General features: G+C 34.9%; 8 protein-coding genes. 7 read left to right on the top strand and 1 reads right to left on the bottom strand.

The features are described from left to right. Nucleotides 1–418: 418 nt before the first annotated feature. Nucleotides 419–586 (top strand): hypothetical protein, encoded by a 168-nt coding sequence (locus tag F0475_RS09950; protein WP_155716510.1) that lies wholly within the window; start codon nucleotides 419–421, stop codon nucleotides 584–586. A gap of 27 nt (nucleotides 587–613) precedes the next feature. Then, complete coding sequence (locus tag F0475_RS09945) at nucleotides 614–2,287, top strand: hypothetical protein (protein WP_155716509.1); 1,674 nt, start codon at nucleotides 614–616, stop codon at nucleotides 2,285–2,287. 146 nt (nucleotides 2,288–2,433) lie between these two features. On the opposite strand, the gene prmA is transcribed toward F0475_RS09945, so the two are convergent. Further along, a complete protein-coding gene (gene prmA / locus F0475_RS09940) occupies nucleotides 2,434–3,300 on the bottom strand; it encodes a 50S ribosomal protein L11 methyltransferase (RefSeq protein WP_155716508.1) in 867 nt (288 codons plus the stop codon). A gap of 181 nt (nucleotides 3,301–3,481) precedes the next feature. Here prmA and F0475_RS09935 point away from each other — a divergent pair, with 181 nt between their 5' ends. The 5 genes from F0475_RS09935 to F0475_RS09915 all read left to right on the top strand — a co-directional run bounded on the left by F0475_RS09935 (nucleotide 3,482) and on the right by F0475_RS09915 (nucleotide 14,179). Further along, nucleotides 3,482–4,501 carry a hypothetical protein gene (locus tag F0475_RS09935; RefSeq protein WP_155716507.1) on the top strand — a complete coding sequence of 340 codons (1,020 nt, stop codon included), beginning with the start codon at nucleotides 3,482–3,484 and terminating at the stop codon, nucleotides 4,499–4,501. A 41-nt stretch (nucleotides 4,502–4,542) separates the two neighbouring features. Further along, nucleotides 4,543–6,159: an OmpP1/FadL family transporter gene (locus F0475_RS09930; RefSeq protein ID WP_234422997.1), complete on the top strand. Its 1,617-nt coding sequence runs from the start codon at nucleotides 4,543–4,545 to the stop codon at nucleotides 6,157–6,159. Between the two features lie 523 nt (nucleotides 6,160–6,682). Further along, entirely contained in the window at nucleotides 6,683–9,979 is a 3,297-nt protein-coding gene (locus F0475_RS09925) for a UvrD-helicase domain-containing protein (protein WP_155716505.1), read from the top strand. A gap of 66 nt (nucleotides 9,980–10,045) precedes the next feature. Further along, nucleotides 10,046–12,928 carry a PD-(D/E)XK nuclease family protein gene (locus tag F0475_RS09920; RefSeq protein ID WP_155716504.1) on the top strand — a complete coding sequence of 961 codons (2,883 nt, stop codon included), beginning with the start codon at nucleotides 10,046–10,048 and terminating at the stop codon, nucleotides 12,926–12,928. Nucleotides 12,929–13,717: 789 nt separating this feature from the next. Next, on the top strand, nucleotides 13,718–14,179 hold the full coding sequence (locus F0475_RS09915; protein WP_009434106.1) for an HU family DNA-binding protein: 462 nt from the start codon (nucleotides 13,718–13,720) through the stop codon (nucleotides 14,177–14,179). The last annotated feature ends 14 nt before the right edge of the window (nucleotides 14,180–14,193 follow it).

Below are 14,193 nucleotides of genomic sequence, written 5' to 3'. Positions count from 1 at the left end.
TAAGCCCCCATTTCAGAATAACGTAATTATAAGCCACTAAAAAGGCAATATTTTATTACAAAGAATACTTTATTGATTAATATTTAACTTACGTATTTTTGATGTGTAACAAGTATACTATTTTGTTGATATACTATAATAGCATTCAAGTTTGAAATATCAATCCAATATTTCTTAACTATCAAAAATTTTATCATTATACTCTATTTTTGCTAATTTCTAATTAACAAAATCAGAATATTTAATGTAGTTTAACAAAATGGGGGGGGTAAATAATAATTTTTAAATAACTTTGCACGCAAATTAAAGAGAGAACTAACAGAACTACCAAATATAAAAAAATATATCTTCATTATCTTATTCCTTTAAGGATATATAGATAGAAGTGTTACGTAAACTAAATAATAAAATTTATTGTATGAAACGAAAAAAAGAGTACATGACTCCAGAGTTAAAAGTGATTATGTGCGAGTATGTGAGTATGATATGTGGGAGTAAGCCCACAGAACTTGATTCCGCAAATTCAGAAGAATCTGACTGGGATAATAATAGAGATATTGACAATAATGAATATGGTTTTGAATAAAATTAAGAACAAATTAGACACGAAGAAATGATGATAAGAAAGAATATGAAATGGGGATTGTTAGTAGCAATCTTTACGTTTTCGGCTTGTAACAATACTGAAGAGATTGAAAACGGAGGAACAAATAGTAAAAGTAAGGTGATTATTGAGATTACTGAAAGTAATTATGAAGATATTAGTACCCATACACGTGCTCATGTTAACGAGACAAACTTAGAGAATCTTCCAGAGCTTACACAAATTTCGGATTGTAGTGTTGCTACAGATGTAGAAAGTGATACAGCAAAAGACGAAAGAGCTGCTACAAGAGCAATCACTACACCAACACATTATAAAGTACGTGTTTATCAAGGTTCTACTAAGGTTGGTGAGTTGAGTGGCGTGTTAGCTGGGAATAGCTTTACTCCAGATGCAGGTACAAGTAACCAATTAGACTTAAAACGTAATACAACTTATACATTTGTATGTTTTAATGATGACGTTGATTCTAATGGCGACAATTTAGAAGTAGTATTAGCTAAGGCTGCTACAGCTCGTATTGGACGTAGTACATTCACAACAAGTGGTGATGGAAGTACTGCTATGATAAAGATTGTTGCTAAACATGCTGGCGCAAGAGTAAGGACAAAGATAATGGCTTATAAGCATATTGTAAAACCATTTAAGGCAACGTTCTCTTCTAACACACCTGATATTCCAACAAAGGTTTCCTTTAACCCACTTACCAATAGTTATACCACATTATCTTCTGCAGCATTTGCACCAGAAGAAAATAACTCTCCGCTAAGTACTGAAACTAAATTCTCAGGATCAGGTTATGGTGGCTTTCCTGGTTTTACTTCTTGCGGACCTTGGCATTACGTGTTGCCAGGCACAAATGTAAATCATTTCCAAATGGACATCACTGAAGGGCAGGTTTATTGGAAGAACATTGCTGGTAATATTCCAAAATTAACTATTAGTGATTATATAGTAGCAGCAAATGGAACTTACTCAGCAAGAGTACCGATGAAACCTGTTTATACTTATCTTTTTAGTGACGGAACAACAGGCTCATTGGCTGCAAACCCTAATAAGCATGCTGTGGCTGTTGTTGTTGATGCTGACCAACGTCTTGCGGCTGCTATAGAAGAAGCAGGGAATGGAGCAAAATATGTTTGGCAAGCCGCAAAGTATGGGTATAATCATACAGCAGCAAAGATTGTTGCTGATAATTGGATGCCCTATTTAGATTACACTTTCACAAATGGTGAGAGTGGTTATGACAACACATGGGATGCCTCTACCAGTAGTAGCATTGTTGAGGGTAACAAAGTGAGAGGTGAAAACCCTGATTTCCCAGCTTTTTATGCTGCTGCTCACTTCACCCCATCTGTAGGTGTAACAGGTTCATTAGTGGGAAAGAAATGGTTCTTGCCATCTGAATTAGATTACTTTTATGCTGTTGTAACCCTTGGATTCACAGAGAAAGCCGAATTGAAAGGCTTATACAAGGCTTATTCTATGTATGGACTATTGTTTGAGCGTGCATTTAAAGAAGCTGGCGGTAAGCCTTTCTTAAATGATGAAGATACCATGCACTTCTGGACAAGTACTGCCTTTAATGGTGGAGGTCAAGTTGAATTCCAAGGAATAGCAACAATCTTTGGCTCTCAATATCCTAATTATGAATATAAAGTTCGTGCTTTCATAAAGTATTAAACTTCAACTATCAATATTGATTACTATTAATCAATACAAAGAAATGGACTAACTCTTGTTTAAACTTTAAAGATTTATAGTTTAAAGTTTCATGCAAGTTAGTCCATTTTATATATAATGCAATCAATAAGATTGTAATTTAATATTTAAATCTTCTCAAGCAATAGGCAGCACCAGTCATGATTCATAATTCGTTTGCACTCTTCTAAACCTAAGTTTTTCGCTTCCTTTAAAATAATTTCAGCGTCTTGCTCATAGAATCCGCTTAAAATAATCCTAGAATTAGTTGTCATCACACTCACAAAAGCTGACAAATCCTCAAGAATTATATTTCGATTAATATTAGCCAAAACGAAATCGAATACTCCACTTATGTGAGATAGTACACGCTTATCGCCTTCCAGAACATCTAATTCAACCTCATTTAATTCTGCATTATGTTGCGCATTATTAACGCTCCATTCGTCAATATCATAAGCTACAACCTCTTTTGCTCCATATTTTGCAGCCACAATACCTAGGATTCCTGTTCCGCAGCCACAATCTAAAACTCTTTTTCCCGTTAGATTTTGGTTCAAAAGAAGCGAAACAATCATCTGAGTTGTCTCATGCGTTCCCGTTCCAAAGGCTTGTTTTGCATCAATAACTATCTTCATTGGAATCGATTCGATATTTTGCTGATGATTCGCATCCTCTAGTTTATTGCCACAAACAATAGCACATTGATTGTCAATAATTATCGGATCGAAGCCCGCTTTCTCCCATTCTTCATTCCAATTCCTATCTTCAACGTTACTAGCAGTAAACGTTATTTCGACATCTGGTATCGGAAAGTTCTGAAGTGTGTTTTCCAAACTCTCCGCATGAAAGAGTTCTTCTTGACAATAACCAATCAATTTCCCATTTTCATCGGAAAAAGATTCAAAACCGATCTCACCAGTAAGAGCAGCAATAATGTCTCTTATATCCTGATTATCAGGCTTTGCAGTAAATTCTACTTGTATATATCTCATAATGGTGTTAAATTTCTATTGCAAATTTATAAAAATTAGGGAAAAACCTACCATGGATTAGGGAAATTCTGTATATTTGCAAAGAAAGTTATTCTATTTTTGCACTATCGAAAGTGTATATTAAGTGCATTGGAGAATAAATTGGTGTTAAACAAGTTACAAATTAAAAAATAAAAGGCATATGAAACGAGTAGTATTACTTTCGGTTTTATTTGGAGCCATGCCATTATTATCAATGGCGCAGGATGACCTTTATTTCACACCTTCAAAGGCGGAACAAGCAAAATATCTAAAGGATAGGGTAGAAGAGGATCGCCCAGTTTACTATAGCGGTATTGGTAAATCAAATGATGAGTATAATCGTCGGGGGCAATACAGCTATAAGAAAGTTGGAGTAGACTCTTTGGGTAATGATATTTTTATGTCACGTATTTCAACTTTGCATGGCGATTCAGTTGTATTGGATACTATTTATGGTGGATTAACACGTAGATATGATAGTAATAATGATGATTTTGCTTATAGTCGTCGCATGAGTCGCTTCGATGGTTATTGGGGCGGATATTATGATCCATGGTTTGCTGGTCGTTCTTCAATATATGTAGGTTGGGGCTTGGGTTCTCCTTTCTATGGTGGCTGGTATGACACTTGGAACGATCCATGGTATTACGGCTATTATGGTGGTTATCCTTATTACAGTTATTATGGCGGATATCCATACTACAGCTATTACGGCGGTTATCCTTATTATGGTTATGCAGGTTATGGATGGTATAATCCTTGGAGAGGATACTATGGTTATGGTTGGGGCTATCCATATTATGGTTATAGAGGAGCTTACGTAACTTATCGCAATGGGCATACTGGTACGGCTAACCATTGGGGAACTACAGCAGGAGATTATAACTATAATAGAAATCGCACATATTCAAACTATCCTCACACCTATTCTGGTCAGAACAGAAATACCACGAATACTCAGCCTAATGATCTGAGAAGTTACCAGGATAGATTTGGCGGTCAACGTCAAAGTGACTTCCAGAATCAGACTCGCCAGGTTTATTCAATGCCAGAGAATAATTCCTTTGGTGGAGCTAGTAGAGGTTCCTTTGGTGGTGGCTTCGGTGGTTCACAAGGCGGAGGAGCAAGCTTTGGTGGCGCACGTGGCGGTAGCGGTTCTGTATTTGGAGGACACAGATAATTTAAAGTAGTTAGAAGTTAAAGGAAATAATGTTTATCATTATGAAGAATAGATATTTTTTATTTGCGACAGCATTAATGATTGCAATGTCAGCAAATGCTCAGGAAACTTATGAGAATGCAAAGTTAGTAGGGGAGGATCTCAATGGAACAGCTCGCTATGTAGGTATGGGTGGTGCTATGGAAGCATTGGGTGCCGACATATCAACAATAGGAACCAACCCTGCTGGTCTTGGTTTGTTCAGACATAGTAATCTCAGTGTTAGTGGTGGTCTACTCATGCAATCAAATGGTAAGGAGTTTACTAATGGTAATAAGACTAATGCTAGCTTTGACCAAATAGGTGGAGTATATTCAACTCGCACTGGAGCAAAGTCTTTCCTTAACTTTGGTTTCAACTATCATAAAGGTAAGAACTTTGATTATATCCTGAATGCAGCAAATTCATTGAATGGTAGTTCACAAAATAAGCAATCATTTATTAAGGGATTAGTTGGTAGTGAAGGCAATGGTGGCTTTTATGTAGATAGAGATCCTAAAACAAATGCTAATGTTGGATATTCTGACTTAAATAAGAAAAGCAATGCTTATACATTTAGTCAGATAGATTATCTCTATTGGAACACTTTAATTCCAACTAACAATCCTACGAAACCTTATGACTATGATGGAGGAAATGATTATACTTTCAATCGTGCTCACAATGGTTATATAGGTAACTACGATTTCAGTGTTAGTGGGAACCTGAATGATAGGGTATATCTCGGTGTTACTTTCGGTATAAAGGATGTACACTATAACGCATATAGCGAATACTCTGAGAATTTAGTTAGTGGTGCGCGTGCTTCGGTAGCAGATAATAGAAGTATCACTGGTAGTGGTTTTGATGTTACAGCAGGTGTAATTGTACGTCCAATTGAATCTTCACCATTTAGAATTGGTGCGTATGTAAAGACTCCAACATGGTATGATTTGACCACATCTAACACAACTAGTCTTATAGATTATAGAAACTATGGTGCTGCAAATAATAGCAAGTACGTAAACAACTCTTATGACTTTAAGATATGGACTCCTTGGAAGTTTGGTTTCTCATTAGGTCATACTATCGGAAGTTCTCTTGCTTTAGGTGCAACTTATGAGTATGAAGATTATAGTCGCATCAATACGAGAATCAATGATGGTGGTTACATTGATTATTGGACTGGTAGTTATTATGATTCATCTATCGCTGATACTCAAATGAACAATCACACACGAGAAGTTCTAAAAGCTGTTAGCACTTTAAAGTTAGGTATTGAGTATAAGCCAACAACAAACCTCGCATTACGTGCTGGTTATAATTATGTAAGTCCAATGTATTTTAGCGATGGACAGAAAGACCCAGGTCTATCTTCATTAGGAACATCTTATGCTTCAGCAACTGATTATACCGACTGGAAGGCAACGAATCGTTTTACTTTAGGTGTTGGTTATCAGATTGATAAGTTTAATATAGACTTAGCTTATCAATATAGTAGTCAGTCTGGTGATTTTTATCCATTCTCAAATGTAAAGAATATAAATATCAACTCAACTACATATAATAATATAGCAACAGGAACTAAAGTTAAGAATGATAAGAGTCAATTACTATTGACCTTAGGTTACCGCTTTTAACCTGACACATATTCTTAAACAGTAAACAATAGATAGAATAATATTCTTACTTTAAATATTAGGATATTCAAGTTTGGATCAATAACCTGATTAAAAAAGATCAAGAATAATCTTTTCAAAAGTAAGAATATAACTATAAAGAGGATAATCCCGAAAGTTCTTTCATCAGGCTTTCGGGATTTCTATTTTCATATAACAACTATTCTTTTACATAGAACACATTTTCTTTTTCACATAACAGCCTTTCCTCATCAACAATGACAACCTTAAAGCACAAAAGGAGAGACTTTCTTTAATTTATTTATCATAACCATCATTACTATTGATATTATACTTATATTTCAATGGTACTTATAGTCTAAAAAACATTAAAAGCTAAATTGAATGAAATATATTCATTAATTTTGTAGGTTAAGAATAAATAACTTAAAGCAATAAGAGTACCCAGTTAAAGGCAATAAGAGTAAACAACTAAAAGCAAAAAGAGTTCTTATTATATACTCAAGAATTAAGCTATTCAAACATGGAAAAAGCACTGACAATTTATAAGGCATCAGCAGGCTCTGGCAAAACATTCACATTAGCTTCAGAATACATTACACTTGTAGTTAAGAATCCCCAGGATTATAGTCGTATACTAGCTGTTACCTTTACCAATAAAGCTACACAAGAAATGAAGATGCGTATTCTTACACAGCTTTATGGTATTGCCCATTCTCTAAAGGAATCACAGCCTTACTTTGAACAAGTCCAAACAAAGACCGATTTACCAGAGATTACTATTCGTGAAAATGCAGCCGAAGCATTATCATTACTTACGCATCATTATAACTACTTCCGTGTATTAACAATTGATGCTTTTTTTCAAGCGATTTTACGTAATCTTGCACGTGAACTTAATCTTACAGCTAACCTGCGCATTGATCTCAATGATACTCAAGTAGAAGCTCAAGCTGTTGATAATCTTGTTAATGACCTTGAGGAAGGAAAAGATGTACTTATATGGATTAGTGACTATATTGATAGAAACATTGAAGATAATCAAGGATGGAACGTAATTGATCAAATTAAAGACTTTGGTAGGAATATATTTCAAGACTTCTATAAGGAAAATAAGGAAGCTCTGGACAAATGCTTTAATAACGAAGGGTTCTTTGATAACTTCATAAAAGATCTTAGAAAAAGACGTAATACTATCGCTAATAAACTGACTAGCATGGCAAAAGAGTTGATGTCAGTAATTAGTAAGGCTAATCTCGATAATCCAGCTTTATTTAATCGTGGTACAAAAGGTATCTATAACTATATCAGCAAATTAACTCAAAATAAACCAACGGGAGATTTAGCCCCGCAGTATGTCCAAACTTGTATTGAAAATGCCGACAAATGGCCTGCTGGTAAGTGTCCAAAGGAAATTAAAACAATTATTATAGATCTAGCTTCAAAGTCCTTATGCAATGATCTTAAATTATTGGAAGAGTATCGTCTGAACAACTGGAAAGAATATCAATCATGTAACCTTACACTAAGACATCTTTCTCAATTACGTTTACTTCATTCTATTTCAGAAGCTGTGGACGAACTAAACAAAGACATGAATAGATTTATGCTAAGTAATACACAATCCTTACTTAGTAATTTAATGAAAGATAGTGACACCCCTTTTGTCTTTGAAAAGATTGGAGCTTATTTAAAACATATCATGATAGATGAGTTTCAAGATACTAGTACAATACAATGGAACAACTTTAAGAAACTTCTTATCAACTGTATGTCTCAGGGCGATTCTCATAACCTAATTGTAGGTGATGTCAAACAAAGTATTTATCGTTGGAGACAAGGAGACTGGAGACTCTTAAACAACATAGAAAAAGAGTTCTCTACAGAACAATTATCGATTAAACCTTTAAATACCAATTATCGTTCCGAAGAAAATATTATCCTATTCAATAATGCCTTCTTTACTCTAGCAATAGAGCAATCTATCAAGGAATTACAACAAGATAATATTGGTAATTTTGAGCAACTTACTGAGGCATATAAAGAGATTATTCAGCAACCTAAAAAGAATAATCATAAGGGTTATGTCAGTGTAAAGCTATTTCCCTCTGACAATTACGAAGAAGATGTCTTAAATGAACTAACAAATAACGTACAACAACTACTTGATTTAGGATATAGACAAAAGAGTATCACAATTCTTGTGCGTACTAAAGGTGTAATTCAAGATATAGTTGATACCTTTCAACATCATTTCGGTAGTGCTATCAGTATTGTTTCAGACGAAGCATTCCGCTTAGATGCGTCTCTCGCTGTAAATGTAATTATTCTTGCCCTCCGACTACTAGTACATCCCGATGATAAACTTACAGCAAGTAAGTTGTTAAAGTTGTACCATCAGCAGGTTCTAAAAGATAGTAGCAATAGTAATGAGATATTAGTTCAGCCAGGAGATAACATATTTAAAAACTTGCCAAGCAGTTATATTGAACAATTCAAGCAATTACCCAATTTATCATTGATAGATTTAGTAGATCAAATCTATGAAATGTTCGGTTTAAAAGAGCTTGAAGGACAAAGTGCTTATGTATGTGCTTTCTATGATACGTTGAATGAATATCTACGTGATAATCCTGCAGATATTGACGATTTCATCGAAGAATGGGAAAAGTCTTTGTCACAGAATACTATACAAAGTGATGAAGTTGATGGTATACGTATTATTACTATACACAAAAGTAAGGGCTTAGAATATGATAATGTTCTAATCCCTTTCTGTGATTGGGAATTAGAGAAGACCACTGGTAATACTATTTGGTGTAATGGTAAGGATAAAGAGGAACCTTTCAATCAATTACCTTTAATCCCTATCGACTTCTCTAAGAAAAGTATGATGGGAACTATCTTTGAAGATGACTATAAAGAGGAGCATTTACAGAATATAGTTGATAACATGAATCTTTTATATGTTGCTTTCACTCGAGCGAGTAAGAATCTCTTTATCTCTGGCAAAAGGATGAAGGATAAAAAACTGAAAGAACTTGAAAGCAACCCCACTAATAGTAATCGCTCACAAATAATACAACTAATAACAGAGTCGCTTAGCTCTAAGTTGGATGGTGCAACACTTTGCGATGGTAAGGAGTCAGAGCCATTAGAATTTGAGTTTGGCACATTATGTAAAGACGCTGACAATAGTACAAAACCAGTTGATAATCAATTATTAAATAAAAATCCTTTCAGTGAAACTATAGAGTCGAAGCTAATTAAAATAGAAACCTTCCCCCACCCTGCCGAGTTCAGACAAAGTAATAAGAGTGAAGAGTTTATTAAAGGTGAGGATGTTGATCCTTCTGACGCTAATCGATATATCAAGATTGGTAACATCCTTCATCAACTATTTTCTACCATTTTAACGGAGGAAGATATAGAACCACGTTTAAAGGATTTAGAACTGCAAGGTGTTGTTTATAATGATGAAGTAACCTCGGCAGAACTACGGAATAAAATAGCTAATGCTTTAAGAAATGAGAAAGTTAAATCGTGGTTCTCTGATCGATGGGAATTATTCAATGAATGTACAATAATTGAATATGACAACCAAGATGGAGTTGTTCGTGAACATAGACCTGACCGCGTTATGACCGATGGAAACGAAATAATTATCGTTGATTTCAAATTTGGTAAACCACGCACAGAGTATCATGAGCAAGTAAAACAATATATTGAATTACTTAAACGTATGGGGCATAAGAACATATCTGGTTATTTGTGGTATGTCATGCGTAATGAAGTTGAAGAAGTCAATATTACTCAATAGTAGTATTATTCAGCATTAAAAGTATCGTAACAAATCGTATTTACATCATTCAATCATTCAAAACAAATGAAATCATTTCTCGAACATATAGCAAAAGATTTACTCGATAAATACGGAACTGATTTGGCACATATTGCCGTTGTCTTTCCTAACAAACGTGCGTCTTTATTCCTCAATCAAGAACTAGCCCGTCTAGCTGGTAAGCCAATATGGAGTCCCGCTTATATTACAATATCAGATTTCTTCCGTCAACATTCGGAACTAACTGTAGCCGATCCTATCAAAAGTGTTTGCGATTTATATAAGAGCTACATAGAGGTAACAGGTCATGTTGAAGAAACTTTAGATCAATTCTATGGATGGGGACAACTACTATTAGCCGACTTCGATGACATCGATAAAAACATGGCTGATACAAAGATGGTCTTTGCAAATATCAGAGACTTGCATGAGTTAGATGATGTCAGTTATCTTACAAATGAGCAGAAGACTGAATTACGCCGTTTCTTCGCTAATTTCGATGATAACCCAGAGGGTATTCGTGAAAAGTTTATCACACTTTGGGCTAGACTGATGGACATATATGACAACTTTAAGCAAAGACTTCGTTCACAAGGGCTTGCTTATGAGGGTATGCTATATAGAGATGTAGCCGAACAAAATTCTATTGAAACAAAGTATGAACATTACATTTTCATCGGTTTCAACGTTCTACAGAAAGTCGAACAGCACTTATTCAAGCATTTAAAGAAAGATAATAAGGCTAGTTTCTATTGGGATTATGATCGATATTACATGAACTCAAATAACGAGGCTGGCACATATATACATCAATGGTTGGATAAATTTCCGAACAGTTTGCCTAATGATAACGATGAGATATACGATAACCTTGGGAATGATAAACAAATAAATTTTATATCAGCTCCTACAGAAAATCTGCAAGCTCGATACATTACAGAATGGTTAAAAGAGGACAATCGTTATAAGGATGGCAAGCGAACAGTTATTGTTTTATGTGATGAACACTTATTACAAACTGTTATCCATTGTATCCCTGACGAAGTAAAGACATTGAATATAACAACTGGTTTCCCTTTAAAGCAAACTCCTATTGCTTCCATGGTAATGCAACTCTTAGCACTACAATTAGAAGGTTACTCTCAATCGGAGCAGGGTTATAGGCTACGTTATCTTAGTAGGGTGTTACGACATCCGTATGGTAAATATCTAATTCCAGAGGCAGAGAAATTGATAGAAAAGATAAAGGAGGAAAAAGAGTTTTATGTAAACGTGAATGAAATTTCACAACTAACTTATCATCAAAGTGATAAACAACATTTACTAGAACTTGTCCATTGGCTATCTGATGCTATCCGTATCATTGGAATGAATGGTGCAGCTGTAAATAAAGATCCTCTTTTCCAGGAGTCAGTGTTTAGAATGTACACCTTACTTACACGCCTATACGACTTAATGTCAAGTGGGGATCTTGAGGCTGATAAGATAATTTTCCGAAGATTATTAAATCAACTCATTACCACAACAAGCATTCCTTTTCATGGGGAACCAGCTCAAGGCGTGCAAGTCATGGGCGTACTAGAAACTCGTAATCTCGACTTTGATCATGTCCTTGTTCTCTCATGCAATGAAGGTAATATGCCTAAGGGAGTTGATGATGCCTCATTTATCCCCCACTTGATTCGTAAGGCTTATGGACTAACGACCATTGATAACAAGGTGTCTATCTATAGTTATTATTTCCATGGTTTGATTCAAAGAGCAAAAGATGTAACCTTCTTATATAATAATTCCACGCAAGGTAGTCAAACTGGAGAGATGAGTCGCTTTATGTTACAACTAATGGTGGAGTGGAATCATCCAATTCATCGACTTGCATTAAAGGCTGGTCAAGAACCGATGAGGATTGATACAGAGATCGTATATAAGGATGATGCTGTCATGAATAAGTTGGATGAGATTAGTCGTTTCTCCCCTACTGCCATTAATACTTATATTCGTTGTTCGTTAAAGTTCTACTTTAAATACATTGTAGGAATAAGTGAATTAGAAGATGTTGAAGAAGATGATATTGATGGACGTTTATTTGGTAACATCTTTCATTGTGCAGCTCAGTTGATGTATGAAAAGTTACTACCAAGAGACATCATTACAGCTAAGAACATTGATGATCTATTAAAGACAGGCAAGAGTTCACAGTCAATTACATCAGGTAACTCACAATTAACTTTGGAGGACATTGTTGATGAAGCCTTTGCCACGACACTCTTTAATAAAGAAGCAGGAACAAGAACCTATCCCAAGCTAAATGGTTTACAGCTAATAAACCGCGAAGTCATCGTGAAATATTTACGTCAGTTATTACGAATCGACCAACGCTCTGCACCTTTAAGAGTACTTGCACATGAGTTTGATGTGAATAGAAGTATAACTATCAAGGTGGGTGATAGAGAAAAGAAGTTAAGAGTTGGCGGGCGTGTTGATCGACTAGATGAGGTCTTTTCAGATAGTGACAAGGCACAATTACGTGTCGTAGATTATAAAACTGGTGGTAGAGTTGCAGCACCACTGAAATCTATTGAAGAGGTATTTGATCCAAAGAATGTTGCTTTTAAAAAGAGTGACTATACAATGCAAGCTATGTTTTATAGCTTAATTGAAGCAGAACATGATGATAAGCTTAATCCTTTGCATCATGCGGTTAGCCCTGCATTACTCTTTATTCAACACGCTGGCGGTGATAATTATTCACCAATATTGTCAATGGAAGGGAAAGAAATAACAGATGTTACGGAATATAAGGAACCTTTCTTTGAACATCTCATTCAACAATTGGAGGATCTCTTTAATCGCAATATTGCTTTTAGCCCTACTGATGATCTTAATGCTTGTTCCTATTGCCCCTATAAACAAATGTGTGGTAGATAATGGTTTAATTATAAGTATAATTCAATTCTTATTGTTTTGATTTGATTTTACATGAACAAACATCTTCAGCTTTTTAACTATTTTACAAATATGTTGAATAAATGAGGATGTTTGTTTCTCTTTTTAATGTAAGATCTATAGTTTAGGTTGATGTTCTTCCTTGTACTTATTACCCTTATTAACAGGTGGTAAGCCTCGTTGATTGAATTAAATAGTTATTTTCGCAATTTATATCAACTTTATAAGAAAAAAGTTTCTAATTATTTGGACGTTTCAAACTAAATTTATACCTTTGTCACAGATACAACTTAATATACAAATAATATTTGTTATAGTCTTTTATAGACAAAGCGTTCTTTTACAACTGAGTTTAAATAAACGAATCTACAATTAAGTAATTGCAATAATATAAGTAATGTCATTGTTGTAATCTCCCTTTATAAGAAAGAGAGGTTAGCATGATAAAGTATAATGACTTTGGAGAACCTAATGAGTCTCTATGATGTAGAATAACAAACCTGACGAACTTCTATAATTTTAGTTCCCAGCAAGTTTAAGTTAAAGTACGATTAGCGTTTAAGTTAAAGTACGATTGACGTTTAAGTTAATGTACAACTCACGCTAAGGTTAAAGTACAATAACGTTTAAGTCAAAGTACTAAATTCTTCTGAACAAGAGCCTTTTACAGCTCAGAAGTGAAGAAGGATTTATGATAAGATTTTTGTAGTATTAACGGGGTGTGCACCTATGTGTTATACCTCATATATTAATTTTTAAAAAATCGTACTTATGATTTACTTAAAAGTTAAAAGATCAGTCCATCGGGTTGGTCCTAACAAAGGTCAGAAAGCCTTTAGTGCAGTACCTAAGGCTCCTAACAAGTTCTCTTCAACATGGCTTATTGAGCGTATTGTTCGAGAGACTTCTTTGAGCGAAGGCGATGTGCATAACGTGTTAATAACGTTACGAAACATTGTCAAAGAGGTTGTACAACTAGGCGGATCACTTGATTTAGGGGACATCTTCTCCCTTCGAACAGTTATTCACTCCAAGATGGAAAACAATGAGAAAGACGTAAGCGTCGCCTCATTGAAAAAGCCTCGCATTGTTGTGACATGGAAACACTCTGTGAGTAAGGCTTTAAAGAATCTACAAGTGGAAGTGGATAATCCTCTACGAAAGAAGGAGAAGCCGACTAAACCTAAGCCTGACAAGAAAGAAGAGGAAAACGGCCCGGTAGCTAATTCCTAAGCCATTCATGATGT

It is taken from the genome of Prevotella vespertina (assembly GCF_009728485.1).
Taxonomy (GTDB): domain Bacteria; phylum Bacteroidota; class Bacteroidia; order Bacteroidales; family Bacteroidaceae; genus Prevotella; species Prevotella vespertina.
Note: the sequence above shows the minus strand (reverse complement) of the source record. Positions and strands in the feature narration are given on the sequence as shown.

What these genes read in the sequence shown, in the direction of transcription:
- F0475_RS09950 (WP_155716510.1), top strand. Translation starts at nt 419, where the DNA reads ATGAAACGAAAAAAAGAGTACATGACTCCAGAGTTAAAAGTGATTATG.
- F0475_RS09945 (WP_155716509.1), top strand. Translation starts at nt 614, where the DNA reads ATGATGATAAGAAAGAATATGAAATGGGGATTGTTAGTAGCAATCTTT.
- prmA (WP_155716508.1), bottom strand. Translation starts at nt 3,300, where the DNA reads ATGAGATATATACAAGTAGAATTTACTGCAAAGCCTGATAATCAGGAT.
- F0475_RS09935 (WP_155716507.1), top strand. Translation starts at nt 3,482, where the DNA reads ATGAAACGAGTAGTATTACTTTCGGTTTTATTTGGAGCCATGCCATTA.
- F0475_RS09930 (WP_234422997.1), top strand. Translation starts at nt 4,543, where the DNA reads ATGAAGAATAGATATTTTTTATTTGCGACAGCATTAATGATTGCAATG.
- F0475_RS09925 (WP_155716505.1), top strand. Translation starts at nt 6,683, where the DNA reads ATGGAAAAAGCACTGACAATTTATAAGGCATCAGCAGGCTCTGGCAAA.
- F0475_RS09920 (WP_155716504.1), top strand. Translation starts at nt 10,046, where the DNA reads ATGAAATCATTTCTCGAACATATAGCAAAAGATTTACTCGATAAATAC.
- F0475_RS09915 (WP_009434106.1), top strand. Translation starts at nt 13,718, where the DNA reads ATGATTTACTTAAAAGTTAAAAGATCAGTCCATCGGGTTGGTCCTAAC.